Origin of the sequence: Pseudosulfitobacter sp. DSM 107133 (genome assembly GCF_022788695.1) — a bacterium.
Classification (GTDB): Bacteria; Pseudomonadota; Alphaproteobacteria; order Rhodobacterales; family Rhodobacteraceae; genus Pseudosulfitobacter.
Genome location: NZ_CP085154.1, coordinates 1712725 through 1738023 on the forward strand (window position 1 = coordinate 1712725; position 25299 = coordinate 1738023).

The 25299-nt window shown below is 61.3% G+C and carries 22 protein-coding genes and 2 tRNA genes; 14 read left to right on the forward strand and 10 right to left on the reverse strand.

The annotated features are described in order from the left end of the window. Positions 1-96: 96 nt before the first annotated feature. Together DSM107133_RS08410 and DSM107133_RS08415 are read right to left on the reverse strand one after the other, a co-directional pair. Positions 97-1287, reverse strand: a complete 1191-nt coding sequence (locus tag DSM107133_RS08410) for a CmpA/NrtA family ABC transporter substrate-binding protein (RefSeq protein WP_114295709.1) — start codon at positions 1285-1287, stop codon at positions 97-99. After that, a complete protein-coding gene (locus DSM107133_RS08415) occupies positions 1284-1868 on the reverse strand; it encodes an ANTAR domain-containing protein (RefSeq protein WP_114295708.1) in 585 nt (194 codons plus the stop codon). The genes DSM107133_RS08410 and DSM107133_RS08415 overlap by 4 nt, the downstream gene beginning before the upstream one ends. Before the next feature lie 154 nt (positions 1869-2022). Between DSM107133_RS08415 and DSM107133_RS08420 the strand changes: the two genes are divergently transcribed. Together DSM107133_RS08420 and DSM107133_RS08425 are read left to right on the forward strand one after the other, a co-directional pair. Next, complete coding sequence (locus DSM107133_RS08420; RefSeq protein WP_114295756.1) at positions 2023-2595, forward strand: histidine phosphatase family protein; 573 nt, start codon at positions 2023-2025, stop codon at positions 2593-2595. A gap of 44 nt (positions 2596-2639) precedes the next feature. Beyond that, positions 2640-2715, forward strand: a tRNA-Val gene (locus DSM107133_RS08425). Between the two features lie 101 nt (positions 2716-2816). On the opposite strand, the gene DSM107133_RS08430 is transcribed toward DSM107133_RS08425, so the two are convergent. Further along, the gene (locus tag DSM107133_RS08430; protein WP_114295707.1) at positions 2817-3593 is read right to left on the reverse strand and encodes a transglutaminase family protein; all 777 of its coding nucleotides are present in this window, start codon (positions 3591-3593) and stop codon (positions 2817-2819) included. Between the two features lie 258 nt (positions 3594-3851). On the opposite strand from DSM107133_RS08430, the gene DSM107133_RS08435 reads away from it, so the two are divergent. Both DSM107133_RS08435 and DSM107133_RS08440 read left to right on the forward strand, forming a co-directional pair. Continuing rightward, positions 3852-4787, forward strand: coding sequence for a pirin family protein (locus DSM107133_RS08435; protein ID WP_114295706.1), 936 nt, complete (start codon positions 3852-3854; stop codon positions 4785-4787). Positions 4788-4921: 134 nt separating this feature from the next. Beyond that, a tRNA-Asp gene (locus DSM107133_RS08440) sits at positions 4922-4998 on the forward strand. Positions 4999-5085: 87 nt separating this feature from the next. Here the strand turns inward: DSM107133_RS08440 and DSM107133_RS08445 are convergent. After that, positions 5086-5763 carry a hypothetical protein gene (locus tag DSM107133_RS08445; protein ID WP_240310710.1) on the reverse strand — a complete coding sequence of 226 codons (678 nt, stop codon included), beginning with the start codon at positions 5761-5763 and terminating at the stop codon, positions 5086-5088. A gap of 212 nt (positions 5764-5975) precedes the next feature. On the opposite strand from DSM107133_RS08445, the gene DSM107133_RS08450 reads away from it, so the two are divergent. Next, complete coding sequence (locus DSM107133_RS08450; protein ID WP_114295704.1) at positions 5976-6848, forward strand: glycosyltransferase family 2 protein; 873 nt, start codon at positions 5976-5978, stop codon at positions 6846-6848. A 251-nt stretch (positions 6849-7099) separates the two neighbouring features. Here the strand turns inward: DSM107133_RS08450 and DSM107133_RS08455 are convergent, their stop codons facing one another. Next, positions 7100-8485: a M20/M25/M40 family metallo-hydrolase gene (locus DSM107133_RS08455; RefSeq protein ID WP_114295703.1), complete on the reverse strand. Its 1386-nt coding sequence runs from the start codon at positions 8483-8485 to the stop codon at positions 7100-7102. Positions 8486-8619: 134 nt separating this feature from the next. Then, positions 8620-8850 (reverse strand): hypothetical protein, encoded by a 231-nt coding sequence (locus tag DSM107133_RS08460; protein ID WP_162792176.1) that lies wholly within the window; start codon positions 8848-8850, stop codon positions 8620-8622. Positions 8851-8999: 149 nt separating this feature from the next. Here DSM107133_RS08460 and hemA point away from each other — a divergent pair, with 149 nt between their 5' ends. The 3 genes from hemA (at position 9000) to ispG (ending at position 12822) form a co-directional block, all read left to right on the forward strand. Beyond that, the gene (gene hemA / locus DSM107133_RS08465) at positions 9000-10235 is read left to right on the forward strand and encodes a 5-aminolevulinate synthase (RefSeq protein ID WP_114295702.1); all 1236 of its coding nucleotides are present in this window, start codon (positions 9000-9002) and stop codon (positions 10233-10235) included. 117 nt (positions 10236-10352) lie between these two features. Then, a complete protein-coding gene (locus DSM107133_RS08470; RefSeq protein WP_114295701.1) occupies positions 10353-11576 on the forward strand; it encodes a RodZ domain-containing protein in 1224 nt (407 codons plus the stop codon). Between the two features lie 112 nt (positions 11577-11688). Further along, complete coding sequence (gene ispG, locus DSM107133_RS08475; RefSeq protein ID WP_114295700.1) at positions 11689-12822, forward strand: flavodoxin-dependent (E)-4-hydroxy-3-methylbut-2-enyl-diphosphate synthase; 1134 nt, start codon at positions 11689-11691, stop codon at positions 12820-12822. Between the two features lie 145 nt (positions 12823-12967). Here the strand turns inward: ispG and DSM107133_RS08480 are convergent, their stop codons facing one another. Both DSM107133_RS08480 and DSM107133_RS08485 read right to left on the reverse strand, forming a co-directional pair. Then, a complete protein-coding gene (locus DSM107133_RS08480) occupies positions 12968-13717 on the reverse strand; it encodes a DsbA family protein (RefSeq protein ID WP_114295699.1) in 750 nt (249 codons plus the stop codon). Between the two features lie 3 nt (positions 13718-13720). Next, positions 13721-15037, reverse strand: a complete 1317-nt coding sequence (locus DSM107133_RS08485; RefSeq protein ID WP_240310709.1) for a M48 family metalloprotease — start codon at positions 15035-15037, stop codon at positions 13721-13723. A gap of 68 nt (positions 15038-15105) precedes the next feature. On the opposite strand from DSM107133_RS08485, the gene DSM107133_RS08490 reads away from it, so the two are divergent. The 6 genes from DSM107133_RS08490 (at position 15106) to DSM107133_RS08515 (ending at position 23902) form a co-directional block, all read left to right on the forward strand. Beyond that, positions 15106-16248, forward strand: a complete 1143-nt coding sequence (locus tag DSM107133_RS08490; RefSeq protein ID WP_114295697.1) for an aminotransferase class I/II-fold pyridoxal phosphate-dependent enzyme — start codon at positions 15106-15108, stop codon at positions 16246-16248. Between the two features lie 70 nt (positions 16249-16318). Continuing rightward, positions 16319-17536, forward strand: a complete 1218-nt coding sequence (locus DSM107133_RS08495) for an N-acetylmuramoyl-L-alanine amidase (RefSeq protein WP_114295696.1) — start codon at positions 16319-16321, stop codon at positions 17534-17536. A 523-nt stretch (positions 17537-18059) separates the two neighbouring features. Then, entirely contained in the window at positions 18060-20549 is a 2490-nt protein-coding gene (locus DSM107133_RS08500) for a penicillin-binding protein 1A (protein ID WP_114295695.1), read from the forward strand. A gap of 99 nt (positions 20550-20648) precedes the next feature. Next, positions 20649-21770, forward strand: a complete 1122-nt coding sequence (prfB, locus tag DSM107133_RS08505; protein ID WP_114295694.1) for a peptide chain release factor 2 — start codon at positions 20649-20651, stop codon at positions 21768-21770. Between the two features lie 69 nt (positions 21771-21839). Continuing rightward, positions 21840-23279, forward strand: coding sequence for an amidase (locus DSM107133_RS08510; protein ID WP_114295693.1), 1440 nt, complete (start codon positions 21840-21842; stop codon positions 23277-23279). A 269-nt stretch (positions 23280-23548) separates the two neighbouring features. Next, the gene (locus tag DSM107133_RS08515) at positions 23549-23902 is read left to right on the forward strand and encodes a DUF1304 domain-containing protein (protein ID WP_114295691.1); all 354 of its coding nucleotides are present in this window, start codon (positions 23549-23551) and stop codon (positions 23900-23902) included. Here DSM107133_RS08515 and DSM107133_RS08520 read toward each other — a convergent pair. Both DSM107133_RS08520 and DSM107133_RS08525 read right to left on the reverse strand, forming a co-directional pair. Continuing rightward, the gene (locus DSM107133_RS08520; RefSeq protein ID WP_114295690.1) at positions 23899-24123 is read right to left on the reverse strand and encodes a hypothetical protein; all 225 of its coding nucleotides are present in this window, start codon (positions 24121-24123) and stop codon (positions 23899-23901) included. The two genes, DSM107133_RS08515 and DSM107133_RS08520, sit on opposite strands and share 4 nt — an antisense overlap. Then, positions 24120-25274: an aromatic ring-hydroxylating dioxygenase subunit alpha gene (locus DSM107133_RS08525; protein WP_114295689.1), complete on the reverse strand. Its 1155-nt coding sequence runs from the start codon at positions 25272-25274 to the stop codon at positions 24120-24122. Before DSM107133_RS08525 ends, DSM107133_RS08520 begins: the two co-directional genes overlap by 4 nt. Positions 25275-25299 lie beyond the last annotated feature (25 nt).

Below are 25299 nucleotides of genomic sequence, written 5' to 3' on the forward strand. Positions count from 1 at the left end.
TCGATGCCCGTGATTACAGGCTAAGGGTTGCTTCGGTGTGCGGTCAAAACAGAATGGCGGTTTGGGGGGTAAAAATTGCTGCGGCGCAGCGGATGCCTAAGAATTGAGCGGTTTTTCGGGGGGCGAGTCAAAGATTTGACCATCGAAAAATGCATCCGGTCCCAAAATCATATGTCCTCGGGTCGAAGAGACGGCAGTTTCATGGGACATCGCGCCTTCCAGTTTCTCGGAAGCACCGGGCAGGTCGACACCAATCGGCCCCAGCGCGGTGCGGTACATATCACTGCGAAAACTGCTGCGGGCGGCGTCCATCGCGGGGCCGGGGGCAACGCCGTGCAGGTCGGCAATTTGCGCTGCAATCCACGCCGCCTGCGAGCGCCACGGGAAATTGGCGGCCTGTTTGTGAAACAGCAGGAAATTGGGCGTTTCGACCGGCACGCGCCCCGATGCGGTGACGATTCTGCCGGTGATGGCCGGTTCGATCACCTGTTCGGGCAGGTTCAGGTGCTGGCTGCGGGTCAGGATCTCGATCGCCAATGGTTTGTTGTCTGCCTTGTCCAGCCAGCGGGTGGCATGATGCACCGCGCGCAGCAGGGCGTGGCAGGTTTCGGCGTGGGTCCAAGTAAAGTCATGACGCACCCCCAACACCTTTTCCGGCGCAAACTGCCAGATCGCAGAGCCGGGCAAGACCAGCGTTGCGCCGCCGCGCTGCACCGCGACCGAGCCCCACGGCTCGCCCACACAGAACAGATCCAGTTCGTTGTTCTGCAACGCCTCGGCCATGCGGGGCGGCGGCACCGAGATAATCTGGATGCTGTCGTCGGTAAATCCGGGGTGGCTGCGCAGCCAGTGGTTCAGCAGCAGCCGGTGCATCGAAAACGGAAACGGCACGCCAATGCGCAGCGGCCCGTTGGCGGCGGCAAACAGGGCGTTGGCGGCAAGGGCGGGGTTGGCGAAATCATCGGCCCAGCCAGCGGCGCGCATCCGGTTGGCAATGCTCTGCGAGGCGCCGATGACGGTGCCGTTGACCGACAGCACCATCAGCGCATCAATGCGCGCAGGCAGCCCGCCCAGTCCCAGCGTCATGCTGACCGGCATCGGTGACAGCATATGCGCCGCATCCAGATGGCGCAGCGCCAACATGTCGCGCAGCGCCGACCAGGACGGCTGTTCGATCAGATTAAGCCGCAGGCCTTCTTCGGCGGCAAACTTCAGCTCTTGGGCGATAATCAGCGGCGCACTGTCGACCAGCGGCAGATACCCGCAATTCACGTCCCGCACCTTCATCGCAACAGATCCGCCGAGGTGACCAGCGCCTGTGCCACGTCGATCACCTTGCGGCCCTGATCCATCGCGGTCTTGCGCAGCAGCGCATAGGCCGCGTCTTCGGGAATGCCACGCGCCTGCATCAACAGCCCCTTGGCGCGGTCGATGGTCTTGCGATCCACCAGCGCACGTTTGGCCGCGCTCAGCTCGGACTGCATCTTGCTCATCATGTTGAACCGCGCGATGGCGGTTTGCAGCACCGGCTTGATCCGGTTCTTTTGCAACCCGTCCACCACATAGGCGCTCAGCCCCGCGCTGATGGCCGCGTGGGTCAGGTCTTCGTCGGTCTGGTCGACAAACATGGCGACGGGGCGGGCGCGGGCATCGCTGGCGATGCTCAACTGCTCCAGCGCGTCGCGGTCGGGGCTGGCAATGTCGATCAGCACGATGTCCGGGTTGATCTGCGCAACCGTTTCGGTGATGCGCGCAGCATCTGCCACCACCGTTACATCGCCCCAACCGCCGGACCTGAGGGCATCCATAATGTCCTCGGCACGTTTGGGGTCGGCCTCGACAACCAGAATTTTCACCGCGTGATCCATGGCCCATGGCTATCCGATACTGCGCCGAGGGCGAGGGCATATGCACATTTTGCCCGCTCTCGCGTGGCATCTGCCTGTTTTTTGGGCGGATCGCCTGCCCAATCGCATCGTTGCGGTCTTGAGTCTGATCGCACCGGGCCTTAGCAAAACGGATATGAGCCACTATCCCGATCTTTTGATCCTGCGCCACGGCGAAACCGAATGGAACCTTGCGGGCCGTATGCAGGGCGCGCTGGACAGCCCGCTGACGGCCAAGGGCCGCGCACAGGCGGCACATCAGGGGGCGCTCCTGGCGGCCTTTGGTTGTGCGGGCTATCGCTGGTTCGCCTCACCGCAGGGGCGGGCCTGGGACACGGCGCAACTGGCCAATCTGGGGGGGGCCGGGATCACCGCCGATGCGCGACTGGCCGAGATCACCACCGGCGACTGGACCGGCCTGAGCTTTGACGCGATCCGCGCACAGGCGCCGCACCTGTTTGAACTGGACGAGACGCTGGGCTGGTACGACCATGCCCCCGGCGGCGAAGGGCTGGCTTCGGTCGCAGCCCGAACCCGCGCGTTTCTGGAGGGTCTGAACGGCCCCGCGGTGGTTGTCACGCACGGCATCACCAGCCGGATTCTGCGCTGTCACCTGCTGGATCAGCCCTGGGAAAGTTTCGACCAGCTTGAAGGCGGGCAGGGGGTGATTTACCACCTGAGCAAAAGACAGCAAAAAAGACTGTCATAAGGTCTTGAACGCCGCGCGCAAATTGCGCTAGAGAGCGGCACGGCGGGTCGTTAGCTCAGTTGGTAGAGCGCTTCGTTTACACCGAAGATGTCGGGAGTTCGAGCCTCTCACGACCCACCATTCCTCCCCGTTTCGTTTGGAATACAGGTTTCGTGCGACTGGCGGCCCGACCGACGCGCGCCATTGCGTGGCACGCTGGGTCGGGAGTTCGAGCCGAACCCTCACCCCCGCACTACCGACACCGACTGATACAGCATCTCGGCGGGCACCTGTGATTCCATGAATGCGATGTCATAGGCGTCGCGGCCCACGGCGATGACGGCGGTGCTTTCGGGGCTGCACATGCCCGTGGCGTCGACCAGATGCCAGGCGCCTTCCAGCCAGACTTCGGCCAGCGCGTGAAAATCGGGGGGCGTGATGTCGGGGCTATAGGCGGCCACCATGCGGGCAGGAATTTGCGCCGCGCGGGCCATTGTGCACATCAGGTGCGCGTAATCGCGACACACGCCGACGCGCCCTGCAAAGGTTTCCAGAACGCTGGTGTCAGCGTCTGAGCTGCCGGGGACATAGGTCAGTTCGCCCTCGATCCAGTCGCGGATCGCGGCGATTTTCTGGCCTCCGGCCAGATCACCAAAGCGGCTGTCGACAAAGTGGGTGAACTTGTCAGACTGGCAATACCGCGACGCGCGCAGATAGGGGATGACCGCCCCCGGAACAAGATGCAGCGGTGCGGCTTGCAGCAGGTGCAGAGGCCGGCTGCTTCGGGTGACGTCAACCTGCGCGCTATAGGTCAGGTTCATGTCATGGCTGCGCGCGCGGGCGATGATGCGCTGTCCCACGTCGGCATCCCCGGCAAAGCGGCTGACCTCGGTGTCATTGATGTTGATATGGGCGTTCACGATCTGCTGCCCGTCGTAATGCGCGGCCTCCAGGGCCAGCAAGACGGTGTTGGGCTGCATGAACCGGTACTGCATCGCGACTTTGATTTGGATAAGCATCCGGTGTCCTGTGGGCTGGCGGTGGCACCTTTGTCAGGTGATACGGCGGTAGATATCCTTGCTGCGGGAAACGCTCCGTTCCAAATGGCCTATCTGTTCTTGGATAAGGCTTCAATGTCGGCCTGTTCCAGACGACTCTGGCGCGACACGTCTGTAAGGTTGTGCATTTTTGAACATAAAGTTGATAAACTTGTAAGTTGTGTGCAAATTGATGCGGGTGCATTCTGGTACCAGCCACAACCTGAAAGGAATGACGCCATGAGCTGGAACCCCGCACTTGATCCCGAAATTCCCATCGGGGATGCCGTTGATGCCATCGAAACCGTTATCGTACCCCGTGCGCGCGACCTGGGCGGATTCGAGGTGCGCCGCGCCCTGCCAGCGCCCAAGCGGCAGATGGTGGGGCCGTTCATCTTTTTCGACCAGATGGGACCGGTCGAATTTCTGACCGGCAACGGCATTGACGTGCGCCCCCATCCGCACATCGGGCTGGCGACGGTCACCTACCTGTACAAAGGCAAGATTCACCACCGTGACAGTCTGGGCACCGACCAATGGATTGAACCCGGCGCGGTCAACTGGATGGTCGCGGGCCATGGAATCACCCATTCGGAACGCACCGACGGTGATGTGCGCGCAACCCCGCACAGCCTGCTGGGGCTGCAAACATGGGTGGCCCTGCCCGAAAAGGATGAAGAAGCGGGGGCAAGCTTTGAACACGCGGCCAAAGGGGATCTGCCCCTGCTGGAGGGTGAGGGGAAGCAGGTGCGCTTGATTCTGGGCACGGCCTATGGCGAGACGGCACCCGTCAAAACATTCTCCGAAACTTTCTATGCCGATGCGTTGCTTGAGGCGGGGGCGTCGATTCCGATGCCGGACAACCACGAGGATCGCGGGTTGTACGTGCTGACAGGTTCGGTGTCGGTCGCGGGACAGGTGTTCGAGGCCGGTCAGATGCTGGTGTTTCGCCCCGGCGACCGGATCAGCGCCAAAGCTGGAAGTGAGGGCGCACGCGTGATGCTGTTGGGCGGTGCCACAATGGACGGGCCGCGCCACATCTGGTGGAATTTCGTGGCTTCGTCCAAGGACAAGATCGACGCCGCCAAGGAAGCGTGGCGCGCCGGGGATTGGGCGCACGGGCGTTTCCAGCTTCCGCCGGGGGATGATGCGGAATTTATCCCGGCACCAGCGTAATCCGGGGCGGCTCGTATCCGTAGTATTACGGAGCAAACCGGCGCTCGTGACATTTTTTTAAAATAAATGGCAGAAACCGAAAAACCCCGCTTGACGCTTCCGGCTGTGGGCCATAATACCCCCACACGCAGCGGGCGGTTGTAGCTCAGTTGGTTAGAGTACCGGCCTGTCACGCCGGGGGTCGCGGGTTCGAGCCCCGTCAACCGCGCCACTGCTGCGTAAACAAAGACCCGCCAGAAATGGCGGGTCTTTTGTGTTTCAGGAGACAGGAGCTGTGACGCGGATGCGGCGACTGCGTCTAGTCGTATGTGTAGCCCAAAGCCGCTTCCTGTGCCAAATCCAGATGCCTGCGCATGAACTTCATCCCGAAGGCCCCCATTTTCTTGGGTGTCGCGGGGCGGGTTTCGACCGATGGTTTAAATTTGGATCCCAACCGTTTGACAACAGGCAGGAATTGCGTCTCGCGCGGGGGCAGGCCCAGACCGGCGCGCAGGGCGTCCAGCGTCATTTCAGGTTCGGCCTGCGCATCTTCCATACGCAGCAGGATCACCGTGCAATCGCGTTGCAGATAGCTGAGCAATCCGCTCAGCTTGGCGCGGCGCAAGGCGAACAGATTGGCAAAACGCTCACCGGTCAGCGGGTCGCGGTCGTGTTGCAGCGGTTGGCCGACAGTATCCAGCGGCGCGGTTTTTTCGAAATAGCGCGGGCGGTCCACAATGGTGTCCCACTCGGCGCGGATGAATTCACCGAACTCCAGACTCTGAAGCGCAGGCGTGGTGTGCCAGGGCTTCTTGTGCATCGACAGCGCCCAGGCATCTGCACTGCGCACACAGGCGATCAGCGCCAGATCGGGGGGGATGGCGGCGGCATGGGGAAAGCCGTGTTTCCACCCCAGCGCCTCGGTCGGTTTCAGCGTTGTATTGCGCCCAAGCAGACGTTTTACAAAATTGGTGCCCGAAGACCGCTCTCCCAGCACTTGAAAGCGGGTGATGGTGGTGTCGGGCGCGCGCTGGACGTGCAGGCCGAATGTGGCAAATTTGGCAGGTATCAGCGGTCAGTTCCTCGATCACGGGATTTATTCGCAATTAGCGATTCTCTTGTAACAGCGAAGCCGTTACGGTGCGAGACAAAGCACCGCCCCTGCAACGAGGGCGGGTCGAGAGCAGAAAATAAGAGCAAGGTGACGTGATGCAGACAGTGGCTGTGGTAACAATGGTGCGCGACGATGCGTTCTTCCTCAAAGCCTGGCTGCGCCATTACGGCGAAATGTTCGGGCGGCAGAATTGCTATGTTATCAACCACGGTTACGGCGAAGAGGTGGCAGAGCTGGCCAAGGGCTGCAACATCATCGGCATTCCGGGTGATCCGCACAAAAACTTTGACGTCAAACGCTGGAGCCTGCTGAACAACCTGTTTGGCGGCCTGCGCCGCTATTACAAGCATGTGATCGTGGGCGATGTGGACGAACTGGTGGTGGTCGACCCTCAGGCCGGTGTGAACCTGCTGCAATGGCTGGAAAAGGCGGACACCGACCGTGTTTACACCCCTGTCGGGCTGGAAGTGATCCACCGTATCGACATCGAGGACCAGCCGGCAAACGACATGATTCTGGGCCCGCGCCGGCATGTGCGTGTCGCACCGCATTATTCCAAGCCGTCTATCGTCTCGACCCCGGCAAAACTGTCGCGGGGCGGGCATTTTGCGCAGTATTCCAAGCTGCACACCCCGGACGAGCTGTATTTGATGCACCTGAAGTTCTGCGATTTTGATGCTTACAGCGGCGCAATGGACCGCCGGAATGCGGTCAGTGCCGAGGTTGGTGTGAGCTTTAAGCAGGCCAGCATCGGGCGGCACTGGTTCGCTACGGAACGCGGCGAAGACCGCGCGGTGTTTGAAGGCTTTGCCGAACTGCCGATGCAGGAGGGGTTCGACCTGCGCGCCGTGCGCCGCAAGATGCACCGCAGTTTCAAGGCGCGCGGCGACACCGGGTTTTATGAATTCGACCGGCCGAACTACAAGGGGCAGTATGTATTGCCCGAGCGGTTCAACGGTATTTTCTAAGCGGTTCCGGGCTGATTTTTGGAATGGATTCCAGTGACTTGCGGGCGGTTTTTGATAGATATTGATCGGGAAGAAACGCCCGCCTGGCAGGCGAACGCGACCTGGTTGGGACCAGCCCCCAAACGTCAGATACTTGGGGGCCAGCCCCCAAACGTCAGATAATTGGGGGCTGGCCCCCAAACGTTAGATAATTGGGGGCCAGCCCCCAAACCCCCGGAGTTTACCCGGCAAGATGAAGGGGCGGGCTTGGGTTATTTGGTAAGAGCGTCGAGGATGCGGACCCAGCTGCGCATGCCCTTGTGAAAGCTTTCCATGTCGTATTTTTCGTTGGGCGAATGGATCTGGTCATCATCCTTGCCAAAGCCGATCAGCATGGGGGTGGTGTCGACGATGTTCTGGAAGTGCCCCGCAATGGGGATCGAGCCGCCACAGCCGATATAGGCAGCGGGCACGTTCCATTCGTCGCTGAGCGCCTGACGCGCGGCTTCAAATGCCGGATCGTCGGTTTCGGTAACAGATGCGCGGCCACCGCTGTGGCCCTTGAACTTGACCGTGCAGTCGGCGGGCAGGGCGTCTTCGACCATTTTGCGGAAAGCGTCGCGGATCGCATCGGGGTCCTGGTCGCCCACCAGCCGGAAGGAAATCTTGGCATGGGCCTGTGCGGGCAGGACAGTCTTGAAGCCTGCGCCGGTGTAGCCGCCCCAGATGCCGTTGACCTCGCAGGTGGGGCGCGACCAGATCATCTCGAGGGGCGTGCAGTCCTGTTCACCGGCGGGCACCGACAGACCCACATCGCCCAGGAATGCCGCATGGTCAAAAGACAGGCCCTGCCATTGCTGGCGCAATTCGTCGGACAGTTCGGGCACGTTGTCATAGAAACCGGGCACGGTGATGCGGCCCTGATCGTCGTGCAAACCGGCCAGAATCTGGCTGAGCACGCGGATCGGGTTGATTGATACGCCGCCGTACATGCCTGAATGCAAATCCTTGCTGGGGCCGGTGATGGTCAACTCGTCGCCCATCAGGCCGCGCAACATGGTAACAATGCCCGGCGTCTTGCTTTCGAACAGGCCGGTGTCGCAGATCAGCGCGAAATCGGCCGACAGTTCGTCGGCGTTCTGTTTCATGAAGGGCACAAGGCTGGGCGATCCCGATTCTTCTTCACCCTCGAAGAAAAAGGTGATGCGGCAGGGCAGCGTGCCGTTTACGGCCTTCCATGCGCGGCAGGCCTCGACAAATGTCATCAACTGGCCCTTGTCATCCGAAGCACCGCGCCCGCGAATGATGCGGCCCTTTGGGGTGTCTTCGACCTGAGGATCAAAGGGGTCACGGTCCCACAGGTCCAGCGGGTCGACGGGTTGCACGTCGTAGTGACCGTAAAACAGCAGGTGCGGCCCGTTGCCGTCTGTGCCGCCGTCCACATGGCCCACAACCATCGGGTGACCGGGCGTGGCGCGTTTGGTGGCGTTGACACCGATGCTTTGCAGATCAGCCACCAGCCAGTCGGCGGCGGTGTCGCAATCGTCGGCAAATGCGGGGTCGGTCGAGATCGAGGGGATGCGCAGCAGTTCCAGCAAGCGGTCGGTTGCCTGGGACAGGTTTGCGTCGATATGGGCGAGCGTGGCGTCGAGAGACATGGCGGTTCCTTGCTAAATGCGGGATTTGCCGTGACCGTATCAGTCCGCGTGACGGTGTCTAGGGGCGGCAGGGCCATCCTTGCCAGCCTCGGGGGGGGCAGGGTGGCCGACCATGGAAGGGATGCGTCCTTTTATCAACTTTCACAAGAAACAGTCATTAGAAACAGACATTGAAAAATAATATTCCATAGCAATCGGGGCGCGGTTTGCGATGGCGCACCGCGCCCCTTTTGTTGGGCAGAAAAATGACCCGAACCGGCATTAAAATCAGGAAAATTGCCAGTTTCATAAACATATGATGCGCGTTTTGTGTGGTGGTGGACAGTCAGGTAAACCTTACCTTTCAGGCTGCGCAGGCGCTGCACGCGCCTTGATCTGGATCAAAGCTGCGACATCGTGCGCAGGGCATATGCATTGAAACTGGATGCGCGAACCTATAATCGTTCCAAATACCCGACTTATGGGGCATAATTGCCAAGCGTATCGACGCCCCAACGACCAGGAGTTTCCTTTCGTGGATCACACCAAGGACTATGGCGCGCAACTGGATGCCGCACTGAACAGACTGCACGAAGAAGGCCGCTATCGCACCTTTATCGACATCGAACGGCGCAATGGCCAGTTTCCGCATGCGGTGCGCACCCGCCCCGATGGCAGCGAACAGGACATCACCGTATGGTGTGGCAATGATTATCTGGGCATGGGCCAGCACCCTGTTGTTCTGGCCGCAATGCACGAGGCGATTGACGCCACCGGTGCAGGGTCGGGCGGGACACGCAATATTTCCGGCACCACGGTCTATCACAAACGGCTTGAGGCCGAGCTGGCCGATCTGCACGGCAAGGAACAGGCGCTGCTGTTCACATCTGCCTATATCGCCAACGATGCGACGCTTAGCACATTGCCCAAGCTGTTTCCTGGGCTGATTATCTATTCGGACGCGCTGAACCATGCCAGCATGATCGAGGGCGTGCGTCGCAACGGCGGGGCCAAGCGTATCTTCCGTCACAACGATGTCGCCCACCTGCGCGAACTGCTGGCCGCGGACGACCCTGCCGCGCCCAAGCTGATTGCCTTTGAATCGATCTATTCGATGGACGGCGATTTCGGCCCCATCGAAGCGATCTGCGATCTGGCCGATGAATTCGGCGCGCTGACATATATCGACGAAGTGCATGCCGTGGGCATGTACGGGCCGCGCGGTGGCGGTGTGGCCGAACGCGACCGTTTGATGGACCGTCTGGACATTATCAATGGCACCCTGGCCAAGGCCTATGGCGTCATGGGCGGCTATATCGCGGCCAGCGCACGCATGTGCGATGCGATCCGCTCTTATGCGCCGGGCTTTATCTTTACCACCTCGTTGCCCCCGGCTGTGGCCGCAGGGGCGGCGGCTTCGGTCGCTTTCCTGAAAACCGCAACCGAATTGCGCGAGGCGCATCAGTTGCAGGCACGCATCCTCAAGCTGCGCCTCAAGGGCATGGGCCTGCCGATCATTGACCATGGCAGCCATATCGTGCCGGTGATGGTTGGCAATCCGGTGCATACCAAACTGCTCAGCGATATGCTGCTGGAAGATCACGGCATCTATGTGCAGCCGATCAACTATCCCACCGTGCCCCGTGGCACCGAGCGTTTGCGCTTTACCCCGTCGCCGGTTCATGGCCCGCGCGAAATGGATGCATTGGTCAAGGCGATGGACGGTCTGTGGTCACATTGTGCGCTGAATCGCGCCGAATTGTCTGCGTAGCCATCACGTATAGGTGAATTTCAGTTTGCCATGTGTTAAGCTGTGTTTAACAACAGACCTGCGTCGAATCGGGGAAGACGCATTGGTTCCAAGAAACGGTTAGCACGGGGCAGAGGTATGATCGGGCGGAAAACTCCCAAGATCATTGAACAGAACGCAGAGCCCAAGGGTTTTGACGATTTTGAATTGCGTCTCGGCGATGTCATGCGCGGCGAGCGCGCGACGCTGGGCAAATCCCTGTTGGATGTGCAGCGCGAACTGCGGATCAAAGCCAACTATATTGCCGCGATTGAAAACACCGACCCCGGTGCATTCGACACCCCCGGATTTATTGCAGGCTATGTGCGCTCTTATGCGCGTTACCTTGACATGGACCCTGACCGCGCTTTTGCAGCCTTTTGCGCCGAAAGCGGGTTTTCCGTGGCCCACGGCATGTCTGCCGAAGCCTCTGTTATCAAAAAATCCAGCCGCGAAGACCGCCTGTCGCGGGATCGTGGCAACAAGGATATCTTTTCGGCCCCCAGCACACCCTTTGTGCCCACGGGGGACGGTTTCTTCAGCCGGATCGAACCGGGGGCCATCGGCTCTTCGCTGGTTCTGATCGCGCTGATCAGCGCCATCGGCTTTGGCGGTTATTCGGTGTTGCAAGAAGTGCAGCGCGTGCAGGTTTCGCCGGTCGATCAGACACCGGTGGTGTTGTCGGACCTTGATCCGTTGCAGGGGGCCTCGGTTCAGCAGCCCAGCCTGGACGGTGCGGGTGAAACCTCGCCTTCAACACTGGACACACCGCGCATCGAAGCGCTGGACCGGCTGTACCGCCCGCAGGCGCTGGATGTTCCGGTGCTGGTGGCCCGCGATGCGCCGATCGCCACCATTGATCCGCGCTCGGTTGGCAACTTTGCCCAAACGCCGGACGCCGACTCGCCGGTGCTGGCCGGTGCCGAACCGCTGAAGCCCGAAAAACCGGCGGTGCCGCAGGTGGTCGAGAATGAAGCGCCCGTGTTGCAAATGGTTGCCGTGCGCCCGTCCTGGGTGCGTGTGCGCGGGGCCGATGGCACCGTGATCTACGAAACCGTGATGCAGCCCGGCGACACATGGACCGCACCGGCGACCGAAGAACCGCCCGTGCTGCGCACTGGTGAAAGCGGCGCGATCTATTTCGCCATGAACGGCAAGTTCTATGGCCCCGTCGGGCCCAATGGGGCGGTCACGTCGAACCTGCCGCTGGAAATTGCCGGCCTGCAGGAAACCTATCTGCCTGTCGATGTGTCCACCGACTCGGGCCTTGTGCGCTATGCCGAAGCCACGTCAACCGCTGCGGCCACAGTCATTCCCGACTGATCTCCTCCAGACAAATGATCGCAGACGCAGGATCAGCTTGCGCCTGACGGTTGCGCAGATCGCACCCAGCGCTTAGGTCTGTCGTTGAACCGAAAGCCGAAAGAGGCGCGACATGTCGCTCAATCACATCCGTCCGTGGCGCAATATCTACCGCCGTGAAAGCCGTCAGATCATGGTGGGCAACGTGCCCGTAGGGGGCGGTGCGCCGATCACCGTGCAAACCATGACCAACACGCTGACCACCGATGTGGCCGGCACGCTGGCCCAGATCGAAGCCGCGGCCGAGGCGGGGGCCGACATTGTGCGGGTCTCTGTCCCCGACGAAGACAGCGCGCGGGCGATGAAGGAGATTTGCGCCAGCTCCCCGGTGCCGATCGTGGCTGACATCCATTTCCACTACAAACGCGGCATCGAGGCCGCCGAGGCCGGTGCCGCCTGCCTGCGCATCAATCCGGGCAACATCGGCTCCGAGGCGCGGGTCAAGGAAGTCATCCGCGCCGCGCGTGACAACAACTGTTCGATCCGCATCGGCGTGAACGCGGGCAGTCTGGAAAAGCACCTGCTGGACAAATACGGCGAGCCGACCCCCGACGCGATGGTCGAATCCGGTCTGGATCACATCAAGATCCTGCAAGACAACGATTTTCACGAGTTCAAGATCAGCTGCAAAGCCTCTGACGTGTTCATGGCCGCCGCCGCCTATCAGAAACTGGCCGAGGCCACCGATGCCCCCATCCACCTTGGCATCACCGAGGCAGGCGGGCTGACATCCGGCACGATCAAATCGGCCATCGGCATGGGCAACCTGTTGTGGATGGGCATTGGCGACACGATCCGCGTCAGCCTGTCCGCCGATCCGGTCGAAGAGGTCAAGGTTGGCTATGAAATCCTGAAATCACTGGGCCTGCGCCACCGCGGCGTCAACATCATCAGCTGCCCCAGCTGCGCGCGTCAGGGCTTTGACGTGATCAAGACCGTCGAAACGCTCGAAGACCGCCTGTCCCACATCAAAATCCCGATGAGCCTCAGCATCATCGGCTGCGTGGTCAATGGCCCCGGCGAGGCGCTGATGACCGATGTGGGCTTTACCGGCGGCGGCAACGGGGCAGGGATGGTCTATCTGGCGGGCAAGCAGTCCCACAAGCAATCCAACGCGGACATGATCGAACACATCGTTGAACAGGTCGAGAAAAAGGCCGAAGAACTGGCCGCCCAAGAGGCGATTTCAGGCAAAGCTGCCGAATAACCCCGCTTCTTTTGGCCTGAAATATCCCGGGGGAGCGCCAAAGGCGCGGGGGCAGCGCCCCCGCCTTTTATGAAAACCTGGGCAGCGCCCCCGCCTTTCAAGAAAACCTGGGCAGCGCCCCCGAACCTTGTGTCAATTCAGACCGTTACCCGCGTTTTTCGTCGACCATCTGCATCATCTGGTCATAGGGCAGATAGCCGCGCAGCATCTCGTCGTGCATCACGAAGGTTGGCGTGCCGGTGATCTGCAACCGCTGTGCCAGCGCGCGGGTGTCAGCAATGCGCGTTGTCACTTCGTCGGCGTCCATACCCGCAACAATCTTGTCCGCATCAAAGCCCAGCGTATTCGCCAAACGGCTCATGACCGGCACACTCAGATCGCCGTTCATGGTCATCAGCGCATCGTTCAGCGCGTGATAGGCGTCCGGGCCTTCGACCATCAGCGTCGAGATGGCAAAGCGCGACGCCAACAGCGACTGCTCGCCCAGAATCGGGAATTCCTTGACGATCAGGCGGATGTTGCCGTCGGTTTCCAGAAGCTTGGCCACTTCGCCATGGGCGCGTTTGCAGTAACCGCATTTGTAATCCAGGAATTCCACCAGCGTGATGTCGCCATCGGGGTTGCCGCCGACAAAGGAATAGCCGTCGTCAAAGATCGCAGCGGCATTGTCCGACACCATGGACAGGTCGGCTTGTTCCTGTGCTGCGGCCTGTTGTTGTTCCAGAAGGTTGACCGCTTCCATGATCACCTGCGGGTTCTCCAGCAGATAGGCGCGCACTTCCTCGCCAAAGGCCTGACGTTCTGTCTCTGTCATGGCCGAGACATCAAAGGCAGCCGCCGGCATGGCAAACGTGACAGTGGCCGCAGCGGCGGCAAGAAGGCGGTGGATCGTCATGGATTATCTCCGTTTTTTGCGTTTTTCGGCGCGTTCACTGGCAATCAACACATCCTGTGCCCGTTGCCAAGGCCCCGATCCCGTGGCCAGCAGACCGCTGGCGCGTTTGGCGTGAATTCCGGCGTCTTCCATCCGGCCCGACAGGGCATATCGTTCCGCGGTGACCAGTGCAGCCATGCCGTTCTGGCCCGATTTTGCATAGGCCACAGACAGATCACGCAGCATTGTGCCGTCACGAAAATCAATCGTGCGCGCCTGTTCCAGTGTTGTGCGGGCCGACGCGATATTGCCGGTGGCCAGCAGGGCGCGGCCATAACCCGCCAGCACCAGCGCATCGCGTGGCGCCAGTTTAACCGCACGGCCATAGGCCGCCACCGCGCCTTGAAACTGGCGGGCATCCATCAGAATGTCGCCTTTGGCTGCGTGGAAAAACGGATCGCTGGGGCGCACGGCGATGGCCTTGTCGATGGCGCGCAGCGCCTGTTTGGTGCGTGACTGGCGCGATTCCGCGACAGCCTCGCGCAAAAATCCCACGTCTTTATAGCCACTGTCGCCAATGCGTTTCAGCGTCCATTTGGGCGCGCGGGTGTGGGCGCTGATCTTGCCTTTGACGCGGGCAAACCAATAGGCCGATGTCGGGTTGGGGACGACCGCAGTGCCATAGGCCGCCACATAGGCTTCCATCGCGCGCAACCTGTCGCGCGACAGCGGGTGCGAGCGCACATAGGGGTCCTGACGTCTTTCGGCCAGCGCATCCTGACCGCGAAACAGCTGCATCACTTCCAGAAACCCGCGCGGGTCCGCTCCGGCAGCACGCAGGAAGCGCACACCGGACTGGTCGGCCGAGGCTTCTTCGGCCCGTGTGTGTTTCAGGAAGGCCCGCTGCGCTGCCGATTGGGTGCCGATGGCCAGCCCGGTAGCGGCCTGACTGTTGCCCGACGCCGCCGCGACAGCAGCCAGTGCAAGGCCCAGTCCGGCCAGGGTGCGCGCGTTGCCCATATTGGTCATCCGGCGGGTGATATGTCCGTTGGCGATATGGGCGGCTTCATGGGCCAGAACGGCCTGTAGCATGTCGGCAGAGGTGGCGCGGTTGATCAGCCCGTGATTGAGAAAAATAACGTCGTTGCTGACCACAAAAGCGTTCAGCCCGCCATCATTGACCACCAGGATCTTGACCTGCGCGGGGCTTAACCCCGCCGCGCGCAGCACGGGGGCGGCCAGTTGCGTCAGCCCGTATTCCACATCCGCATCGCGCAGCAGCTCGATGGCACGCGCGGGCTGCGCCAGCAGCATAGCCAGCGACAGGACAATTGCCCCCATTGACGACAGGGGCAAACCCCTATGAAACACATGCAAAGCCGACATTCGCGCAGCATAGGAGACAAATGATGAAAACCTCAAGACGCAGCGCCGTCGATCCCTTTATCGTGATGGACGTCATGGAGGCCGCACGCGCCGCCGAAGATTCAGGTCGTCACATCATTCATATGGAGGTGGGCCAGCCCGGCACCGGCGCGCCGCGCGGGGCCACCGATGCACTGGCGCGTGCGATGAACGAGGGGCCTTTGGGCTATACCGTGGCGCTGGGGCTGCCCGCGCTGCGTGCGCGTATCGCGCAGATGTATGGCGAATGGTACAACGTCGATCTGGACCCGTCGCGGGTGGTGGTCACCTCGGGCTCGTCGGGCGGGTTTATTCTGGCCTTCACGGCGCTGTTTGACACCGGTGATCGTGTGGCGATTGGCGCACCGGGCTATCCCAGCTATCGCCAGATCCTGCGGGCGCTGGATTTGCAAGCGGTCGATCTGCCCGCAGCGCCCGAGAATCGCTATCAGCCGGTGCCGGCGGATTTTGCCGATATGGATATTGCGGGGCTGATGGTGGCCTCGCCTGCCAATCCGACGGGCACGATGCTGGACCATGCCGCCATGGGCGCGCTGATCGACGCCACCCATGCCAAGGGCGCGTCGTTTATCAGTGACGAAATCTATCACGGCATCGAATACGAGGCCAAGGCCGTGACCGCGCTTGAGCTGACGAACGAGGCCTATGTCATCAACTCTTTCTCGAAATACTTTTCGATGACCGGCTGGCGCGTCGGCTGGATGGTGGTGCCCGAGGATCATGTGCGCGTGGTCGAACGGCTGGCGCAAAACATGTTCATCTGCGCGCCCCACGCCGCACAGGTCGCGGCACTTGCCGCAATGGATTGCGAGGACGAATTGCAGGCCAATCTGGATGTCTACCGTACCAACCGCGCGCTGATGCTGGAAGGGTTGCCAGCGGCAGGCTTTACCAAAATAGCACCACCCGACGGGGCGTTCTATGTCTATGCGGATGTGTCCGAGCTGACGGATGACAGCCGTGCCTTTGCCGCCGAAATTCTGGAACGGGCAGGGGTTGCCGTGACCCCGGGGCTGGATTTCGACCCGCTGCGCGGTCGCCATACGCTGCGCTTTTCCTATGCGCGCAGCGCGGCGGACATTGCTGAAGGGCTGGCGCGGCTCAAGGCGTTCATGGACGCGCGGTAAACTCTGGTGCCGGCGTGGCGGCTGCGATATTGTTTCGTGAAATAAGAAACGGGCGGTAGAGACAGGCAATATGCGATATGTGATCCTGCTGATTTGTGCGCTGGTGCTGGCGGGTGCGCCGCGCGCCGGGGCGCAAGAGCTGACCGGTCTGGCCCGTGTCGACCCGGCACGCAGCCGTATTTCCGATGGCTGGCTGGGCAAGACCAAGCTGGTTATCGGCCTGAGCCAGGGCGTGCCGTTCCGCGTGTTCCATCTGGACGGGCCCAAACGTCTGGTGATTGATTTCCGCGAGGCGGACTGGGCCGGAGTTTCCGCCGATTCCCTGCTGCCCAAAGCGGGCAAGGTCACCGCAGTGCGCTTTGGCCCTTTCCGTCCGGGCTGGTCGCGGCTGGTGCTGGATCTGGCCGAACCTTTGTTGCCTTCGAATATCGGTATGAAAGTGAACGACAGTACCGGCGCGGCCACGCTTGAGGTTGATCTGGTCGCTGCCAAACCCGAAGCCTTTGCCGCGGGGGCAGGCGCTCCTCTGGACGCCGAATGGGCGACGCAGGCCGCGCAGATCCCGCCGGAACCCAAATCAGACGACAGCTTTGTCGTGGTGATTGATCCCGGTCATGGTGGCGTTGATCCCGGAGCGGTACGCGACGGGGTCAAAGAAAAAGACCTGATGCTGAAAGTTGCGCAAGCCCTGGCCGAGGCCCTGCGGCGCAGCGGGCAGGCCGAGGTTGTGCTGACGCGCACCGATGATCGTTTCGTGTCGCTGCCGGGGCGGGTTGATATGGCCCATGCAGCGGGTGCCGATCTGTTCATCTCGCTGCACGCAGATGCATTGAGCGAGGGCGGGGCCAGTGGCGCCACCGTATATACGCTGGCCGATGACGCCAGTGATGCGGCCACCGCGCAACTGGCCGCCCAGCACAACCGCGCCGATATTCTGGCCGGTGCCGACCTGAGCGGGTCTGACGATCAGGTAACCGGCGTGTTGCTGGATCTGGCGCGTCAGGAAACCGCACCGCGCTCTGAACAGGCCGCCGCAGCCTTGATTGCAGCGATGAAGGCCTCCGGCGGGCCGATGAATTCGCACCCCTCGCGGCAGGCGGGCTTTTCGGTGCTGACCAGCGCCGATGTTCCGTCGTTGCTGATCGAGATCGGTTTTCTCAGCTCGAAGCGCGATCTTGCCAACCTGCGTGATCCGGTCTGGCGCGCGGTGATGGCCTCGGCAATCGCCGATGGCATTCTCGCGTGGCGCGCCAGCGATCTGTCACAGCGCCCGCTGGTGCGCCAATAGATCTTTGACCTCGCCATAGGGTCAGGACCCATTAATCCTGCACCGTCAGTTCGACAGATTCTTCCGCTGACAAGCAGCATCTGCGCAGAAATAGTGGTTCTATTTCAAACAGATGCGCCGCCTCCTCTCGGGACATTGCTGCGCAATGCCCTGCCGGGCAATGGGCTGCGGGAAAATCCGTCGAACCCGTCACGCCGAAGGCGTGCCAATATTATTAAGCGCTCCTACGGAGCGACGGGCGGCGATTTCACTTCATTTCAGTGGCTTGGGACGCTTGCAAATAGAACCTACCACTGCCCGGCAGTGCATTTGCATGGCAAATGTCACGAGAGGGGATTGGCTGCACGACCCAAACCACTGAAATTTCGTGAAATTGCCGCTGACGGCGCAGGATTAATGGGTCCTGACCCTAAGCCCTTGGCGTAAGCGTAAATATGCCATTTCCACACCCAGACGTGTTTTGACCCGATGCGGGGCGTGCCCTATAACACCGCCCTGAGCAGATTTCATAAAGGACGCCCGCGTGTTCCGATTCATCCTGTCGTTCTTCGGCGGTATCTTTACAGCCCTGACCATGGGCCTGTTGGCCATTGCCCTGAGCATCGGGGCGATTTTCTATATTTATGGCCGCGATCTGCCCAGCCACGAAAGCCTGGCCCAGTATACGCCGCCCACCATCAGCCGCATTTACAGCGGTCAGGGCCAGATTATCGACGAATTTGCCCAGGAACGGCGGTTGTTTGCCCCTGCGGATACGATTCCCGATCTGGTGAAACAGGCGTTCATCAGCGCCGAAGACAAGAATTTCTACACCCACGACGGCTATGACCTGCGCGGCATCGCGGCGGCCGCCATTGACGCGGTGCGCTCGCGCGGGCGCGATGTGCGCGGGGCATCGACGATCACCCAGCAGGTGATGAAGAACTTCTTGCTGTCGGGCGACCGTCAGTTGGAACGCAAAATCAAGGAAATCATCCTTGCCAGCCGCATCGAAGAGACCCTGTCCAAGGAAAAGATTCTTGAACTGTATCTGAACGAGATCTTTCTGGGCCAGAACAGCTATGGCGTAGCGGCGGCCAGCCAGACCTATTTCAACAAGACATTGGGCGAACTGGCCCCGCATGAAGCGGCGTTTCTGGCCGCACTGCCCAAGGCGCCGTCCGACTTTCACCCCGTGCGCCGAAAGGACCGCCTGTTGGCGCGGCGCAACTATGTGCTGAAAGAGATGCACGACAATGGCTATCTGACCACAGAGGTCTACGAATCCGAACGCGCGCAGCCATTGCGCTCGGTCCAGAACGGCGACTTTGAAAGCTTCAAGGACGAACTGCCGCCCCGTGACTACTTTACCGATGAAATCCGCCGTCAGCTGTCTGAAAACTTTGGCGAGGGCGAGTTTTTCTCGGGCGGTCTGACCGTGCGGGCGACGATTGACCAGGAAATGCAGCCGATCGCGGCCAAATCCCTGCGCATCGAGCTGGAAAACTATGACCGCAGCCGCAGCACATGGCGCGGCACCGGCAAGAAAATCGACCCCGAAATTGCCACCGGCGACGCATGGGAAGAGGCGCTGAACGCCGTTCCCGTGGCCCGCGATATCGACCTGAACGGCCAGTGGTATCCGGCTGTCGTGCGCGAGGTTGGCGACCAAAGTCTGGTGCTGGGCATCGAAGGCAATGGTATTGGCGAAGTGCCGCGTTCGGACATCAAATGGATCAAGGGCGATTTTGCCGCAAACTTCAAAGTGGGCGATGTGGTCCATGTGCGCCAGCGTGACGGCGCGTGGTCCCTGCGGCAGGTGCCTGCGGTACAAGGCGGATTTGTCGCGATGGACGTCAACACCGGCCGCGTGATCGCCATGCAGGGCGGGTTCAGCTATCAGAACTCGGTGTTCAACCGTGCCACACAGGCCAAGCGCCAGCCCGGTTCGTCGTTCAAACCCTTCGTTTATGCGGCTGCGCTGGACAGCGGCTATACCCCTGCCACGATCATTGTCGACGCCCCGATCGAGATCAACACGCCCCAGGGCATGTGGCGGCCCAAGAACGCGTCGAACCAGTATTACGGCCCGACACCCATGCGCACCGGCATTGAACGCTCGCGGAACCTGATGACCATCCGTCTGGCCCAAGAGGTCGGCATGGACACGGTTGCGGATTATGCCGAACGTTTCGGCGTCTATGACAAGGGTGAGATGGGCAAGTTTCTGGCCAACTCTCTGGGCTCGCAGGAAACCACGCTGTACCAGATGGTGTCGGCCTATGCGATGTTCGCCAATGGCGGCGAGCGGGTGAAACCCACCTTGGTCGACCGCGTACAAGACCGCTATGGCAAGACCGTCTATCGTCATGACGAACGCCAGTGTACCGATTGCAAACTGGCCAGCCTTGACCCGGGCTTTGGCCCGCGCATCACGTCCAACCGCGAACGGGTGATGGACCCGATCACCGCCTACCAGCTGACCTCGATGATGCGCGGTGTGGTGCAACGTGGCACGGCGGCGCGCACGGTGAACCTGCCGGTGCCCACGGCAGGCAAGACCGGCACCACCAACGACAGCAAGGACGTTTGGTTCGTGGGCTTTACCAGCAATATCGTGGCGGGCTGCTATATCGGCTTTGACACCCCGCGCAACATGGGGCGCGGTGCGTCGGGCGGGGGCATGTGCGGGCCGGTGTTCCAGCGGTTCATGCTGGAAGCCACCAAGAAATACGGCGGCGGCGATTTCTCAATTCCGCCGGGGGGCCACTTTATCAAGATCGACCGCTTTACCGGCGCGCGGCTCAGCGATGACGCCTCGGGCGAGAATGTCGTGGCCGAATATTTCCGCGATGGCGAAGAACCGTTGTTTGGCCTGATGTTTGATGGCGGCTTTGCCATGGGGGGCGACCTGCCGCTGGTCGAAGAGGTCGGGCGCGCCACGGGCCGTCAGGTCACCACCTCGACCGGCAAGAAAGCGACCGTTGGGCCAAAGGCCAACTTTGGCACGCTCAGCTCGGGCGGGCTGTACTAAAACCGGCACCGGACTGGCCGCGTCGTCACCCGACGGCTTGCCGCCCGTCCGGTGCTGGTTTACACCCCCATTTCAACACCATCCTAAGGATATGAGCCGATGCGCGCCGAGGCCCAGAACACCGTTGCCGAGATCGAAAAGTCGTTAGAGCTGCTGGGGCAGCGTCTGGGCGTGGAAACCGCGCAATTCCGGCTGGAAGAATTCAACGCCCGTGTTGAAGACCCGAACCTGTGGGACGATCCAGAAGCCGCGCAAAAGCTGATGCGCGACCGCCAGTCGCTGGTGGATGCCATCGACACCTATGAGGGGATCAAACAGGATCTGGCCGACAATATCGAGCTGATCGAACTGGGCGAGATGGAAGAAGACGAAGAGGTTATCAGCGATGCCGAAGCTGCCCTGAAGGCGCTGGCGGTCAAATCCGCGCAAAAAGAGCTTGAGGCGCTGCTGGACGGCGAGGCCGACAGCAATGACACTTTCCTCGAGATCAACTCGGGCGCGGGCGGCACCGAAAGCTGTGACTGGGCGTCGATGCTGGCGCGCATGTATGTCCGCTGGGCCGAGAAAAAGGGGTACAAGGTCGAACTGAACGCCGAAAGCGCGGGGGAAGAGGCGGGGATCAAATCTGCCACCTACAAGATCACCGGACACAACGCCTATGGCTGGCTGAAATCGGAAAGCGGCGTACACCGGCTGGTGCGCATCTCGCCCTTTGACTCGGCGGCCAAGCGGCACACGTCGTTTACCTCGGTCAAGGTCTATCCGGTGGTTGATGACAACATCGAGATCGAAGTGAACCCGTCAGACATCCGCATCGACACATACCGGTCCTCCGGTGCGGGCGGCCAGCACGTCAACACCACCGACTCGGCTGTGCGGATCACCCACCATCCTACCGGCATCGTCGTGACGTCATCGGAAAAATCCCAACACCAGAACCGCGACATTGCCATGAAGGCGCTGAAATCGCGGCTGTACCAGATGGAGTTGGACAAACGTTCGGCGCTGGTCAACGAGGTGCACGAAAGCGCCGGCGATGCGGGCTGGGGCAACCAGATCCGTTCTTACGTCCTGCAACCCTATCAAATGGTCAAAGACCTGCGCACCAACTACGAGACCTCGGACACCAAGGGTGTGCTGGACGGTGATCTGGACGGTCTGATGGGCGCGACACTGGCGCTGAACGTCAGCGGCAAGAGCCGGTCCGAGGCAAAGGGCTAAGTATAGAAATCTGCTTCAGGCGGGTTCATTCCGCTTGAACCTGCCCAAGGCTGCGGCAAAGCTGCGGCCATGACTGATGACATCCTTTTCCAAGGCGCTTTGGCGCAATCGGCTGCCCTGACCAAGGGCACCCTGAGTGCAACCGATCTGATGCAGGCAACCTTGGCGCGTATCGACGCTGTGAACGGGGCGGTAAACGCCATCGTGTCGTTGCGCGACACCGATGCGCTGATGGCCGAGGCCCGCGCCGCCGATGCCGCACCGCGCAGCGGTTGGCTGCACGGCATGCCCATTGCCATCAAGGATCTGGCCAATGCGGCCGGGCTGCCCACGTCGATGGGCTCGCCTTTGTTTGCGGGGCAGGTGGCGGCCAAAGACGATATCATGGTGGCACGCCTGCGCGCGGCGGGGGCAATTGTGATTGGCAAGACCAACACGCCCGAGTTCGGCCTTGGGTCGCACACCATCAATCCGGTGCACGGGCCCACGCACAACCCCTATGTGCACGGACGTTCGGCGGGGGGATCCTCTGGCGGGGCGGCGGCGGCGCTGGCTTGCGGGATGATGTCTGTGGCCGACGGGTCGGACATGATGGGATCGCTGCGCAATCCGGCAGGATGGAACAACGTCTATGGCATGCGCCCCACCTGGGGGCTGGTGCCGTCGGAACCCGAAGGCGACAGTTTTCTGCACCAACTGGCCACCAACGGCCCGATGGCGCGCAATCCTTCCGATCTGGCGGCCTTGCTGGACACCATGGCCGGAAGCGACCCGCGCCAGCCCCACGGGGTCGATCAGACCCCCGCGCTGCCGCAGATCGCTGGCGGAATGCAGGGCGTGCGCATCGGCTGGCTGGGCGACTGGGGCGGTGCGTTGCCTATGGAGCTGGGTATTCTGGATATCTCTCAGGCAGCCCTGAAGCAGATGGAGGGCCTGGGCGCGCAAGTGACCGATCAGGCCCCGCTGTTCGATGCCGAAGCGATGTGGGACAGCTGGATCACCCTGCGGTCATGGCAGGTGGGCGCGGGGCTGGCGCCGCTCTATGCCGATCCGGCCAGGCAGGAGCACCTGAAAGACACCGCGCGCTGGGAAATCGGACGTGGCATTGCGTTGACGGCAATGCAGGTTCATGCTGCCAGCGTGGTGCGCAGCAACTGGTTTAAGGCCGCCGCAAAAGTCTTTGATACTTATGATATTCTGGCGCTTCCATCGGCGCAGGTTTGGCCCTTTGATGGCACCTGGGATTACCCGCGCGAGATCGCGGGCGTGCAGATGGACACCTATCACCGCTGGATGCAGGTGGTGGTGCCCGCGTCGCTGCTGGGGCTGCCGGTGGTCAACGTGCCCGTGGGCTTTGGCGGGCCGGATGACGCGCCTGCGGGGCTGCAACTGATCGGCAAACGCGGGGCCGATGCGGCGCTGCTGCGGGTGGCGCAGGCCTGGCACGAAGCAACCGACTGGCCAAACGCGCGGCGGGTCCGGAATTTGAAAACGAGACCAGAAGAATGACAATTCAATTGTGGTTTGCCTTTGCGATGGCCTGTGCGGTTTTGACATTCATCCCGGGGACCAGTGTTCTTTTGGCTATCAGCCAGCCACTGACCAAGGGCCGCAGTGCAGCGCCTATGGACATTCGGCGGTGACGCACGTCAGATTTGCGCGATGTTGCATCGGCACCGTGAGGTTTTTGATACCGTTCGAAGCCAAAGCCGCTTGCCTGATGCAATTGCGCGCGCCTATAGCAATTGCCAACTTATACTAAATCGGGAAAAACCATCATGTTTTCAGTCCTTCTTATCGGTCTCGTTGCCGCCATCCATCTGTACATCGTCTATCTTGAAATGTTTCTGTGGGACAAACCGGCGGGTCGTAAGGTGTTCGGAACGACACAGGAATTTGCAAAGGCCTCCAAGGCGTTGGCGGCCAACCAGGGTTTGTATAACGGCTTTCTGGCTGCAGGTTTGATCTTTGGCCTGTTCCTTGGTGACCAAGGCGGGGTCTTTACCGTCTTTTTTCTGTGCTGTGTCATCATTGCGGGCATTTTCGGGGCGGCAACGGCGAACCTCAGAATCCTGTTTGTACAGGCGCTTCCTGCGGTTGTTGCTTTGGTCGCGGTATTGGCAGGCCTCTAAACTGCGCTTGCTGGCTCGCGCCCCTGTGCGGCCAGCCGTGCGCGCAACGCTGCGATTTGCGGGGCGTTCTGTTCCAGGGCAAAAACATAGGCCTGCGTTAGAAAGAAACAGGCCGCATCAACATCCTGTGTGCTGTCGGCGGCCTGTGTATACAGCATCACCAGCGCCGCATGGTCACCCACTGCATGCGCTGCCAGAAGCTGCGCGTTCAGATCGCTCATTCTGCGGCCATCCGCCCCGCGCGATGCGCGTTCAGCCGTCCGGCGACCCACGCGTGAAACAGATGCGTCGGCCCGTCCATGGCCGGCGAAAACCGCCCGCCGTCGAAATCCGGCGCATGGCGGCCGCGTTGCATCCCTTCGACAACAAAGATGTCTTCCTCGAAGACCAGTTTCCACTGTTCGGTATTGCGCGCGCGCAGGGCCGGGTCGGTGTCGGGGGCTGCATAGTAGATGTGCACGTTTTCGACGGTCTTTTCCGTGCTTTCCGGCACCAGAATGATTGCAAACGTATGATCGCGGTGCACGCCCAGCAGCACGTTGGGGTAGGCAGTGATATATTCGGCGGCGGTGTCCCATTTGGCGCTGAGACCTTCGAAATCGGGGAACGACTGGCCATCGGTGCCGGTCATCTGCCGGTACACCAAGGTGCCCTGACCCGAAAACAGATCCGGCGCTTCGATGTGGTAATGATCCTCAAGCCGTGAATAGCTGTTCAGGCCGGGGTGCACCCACGGCAAGTGATAACTTTCGCAGTAATTTTCCACCGCCAGCTTCCAGTTGCAGTTCAGCGCCAGCTGGAATCGGCTGTCGGCCCCGCCGTGGTGCAGCGGTTTGTCAAACTCGGCCCAGCGGGCCAGCAGGGCGGCGTTGTGCTCCTCGAACGGCGCCGCATCGCCTGACAGGTTGATCCAGATCACGTCCATCCACTGATGGCTGCGCACTTCGATCAGGCCCAGCAAGGCGCGGTCGATGCCTGCGTGTGTGTTGCGCCCCGGGCCGCCCACATGGGGGGTGCTGACCAGCTTGCCGTCGGTGCTGTAACACCAGCTGTGATAGGGGCAGCGAATGGCGCCTTCGATCTTGCGCGCGGCATCGACCAATATCATGCCACGGTGGCGGCAGATGTTCTGGAAGACCCGCACCCGCGCCGCACGGTCGCGCACGATCAGCAGGGGAATGCCCAGAAAGGTCAGCGGCACCGCATCGCCTATCTCGGGCACATCCGCCCCCACGGCCAGACCGGACCAGCCAGCGGACAGAACGGCGGTGCGTTCTTCGTCAAAGACAGCCGGGTCGATGTAATGGGCGTTTGGCAGGCCGTTGGCCTGATCCAATGGGCGGCGGACCGCTTGCAGGTCGGTGTGGGACATCGGGCAGTCTCCCTTGATCTGATGC

What these genes read in the sequence shown, in the direction of transcription:
- DSM107133_RS08490 (WP_114295697.1), top strand. Translation starts at nt 15,106, where the DNA reads ATGAAAACCTCAAGACGCAGCGCCGTCGATCCCTTTATCGTGATGGAC.
- DSM107133_RS08430 (WP_114295707.1), bottom strand. Translation starts at nt 3,593, where the DNA reads ATGCTTATCCAAATCAAAGTCGCGATGCAGTACCGGTTCATGCAGCCC.
- DSM107133_RS08495 (WP_114295696.1), top strand. Translation starts at nt 16,319, where the DNA reads ATGCGATATGTGATCCTGCTGATTTGTGCGCTGGTGCTGGCGGGTGCG.
- DSM107133_RS08515 (WP_114295691.1), top strand. Translation starts at nt 23,549, where the DNA reads ATGTTTTCAGTCCTTCTTATCGGTCTCGTTGCCGCCATCCATCTGTAC.
- prfB (WP_114295694.1), top strand. Translation starts at nt 20,649, where the DNA reads ATGCGCGCCGAGGCCCAGAACACCGTTGCCGAGATCGAAAAGTCGTTA.
- DSM107133_RS08455 (WP_114295703.1), bottom strand. Translation starts at nt 8,485, where the DNA reads ATGTCTCTCGACGCCACGCTCGCCCATATCGACGCAAACCTGTCCCAG.
- DSM107133_RS08525 (WP_114295689.1), bottom strand. Translation starts at nt 25,274, where the DNA reads ATGTCCCACACCGACCTGCAAGCGGTCCGCCGCCCATTGGATCAGGCC.
- DSM107133_RS08480 (WP_114295699.1), bottom strand. Translation starts at nt 13,717, where the DNA reads ATGACGATCCACCGCCTTCTTGCCGCCGCTGCGGCCACTGTCACGTTT.
- DSM107133_RS08435 (WP_114295706.1), top strand. Translation starts at nt 3,852, where the DNA reads ATGAGCTGGAACCCCGCACTTGATCCCGAAATTCCCATCGGGGATGCC.
- DSM107133_RS08470 (WP_114295701.1), top strand. Translation starts at nt 10,353, where the DNA reads ATGATCGGGCGGAAAACTCCCAAGATCATTGAACAGAACGCAGAGCCC.
- DSM107133_RS08410 (WP_114295709.1), bottom strand. Translation starts at nt 1,287, where the DNA reads ATGAAGGTGCGGGACGTGAATTGCGGGTATCTGCCGCTGGTCGACAGT.
- DSM107133_RS08510 (WP_114295693.1), top strand. Translation starts at nt 21,840, where the DNA reads ATGACTGATGACATCCTTTTCCAAGGCGCTTTGGCGCAATCGGCTGCC.
- DSM107133_RS08520 (WP_114295690.1), bottom strand. Translation starts at nt 24,123, where the DNA reads ATGAGCGATCTGAACGCGCAGCTTCTGGCAGCGCATGCAGTGGGTGAC.
- DSM107133_RS08450 (WP_114295704.1), top strand. Translation starts at nt 5,976, where the DNA reads ATGCAGACAGTGGCTGTGGTAACAATGGTGCGCGACGATGCGTTCTTC.
- DSM107133_RS08420 (WP_114295756.1), top strand. Translation starts at nt 2,023, where the DNA reads ATGAGCCACTATCCCGATCTTTTGATCCTGCGCCACGGCGAAACCGAA.
- DSM107133_RS08415 (WP_114295708.1), bottom strand. Translation starts at nt 1,868, where the DNA reads ATGGATCACGCGGTGAAAATTCTGGTTGTCGAGGCCGACCCCAAACGT.
- DSM107133_RS08485 (WP_240310709.1), bottom strand. Translation starts at nt 15,037, where the DNA reads ATGGGGGCAATTGTCCTGTCGCTGGCTATGCTGCTGGCGCAGCCCGCG.
- ispG (WP_114295700.1), top strand. Translation starts at nt 11,689, where the DNA reads ATGTCGCTCAATCACATCCGTCCGTGGCGCAATATCTACCGCCGTGAA.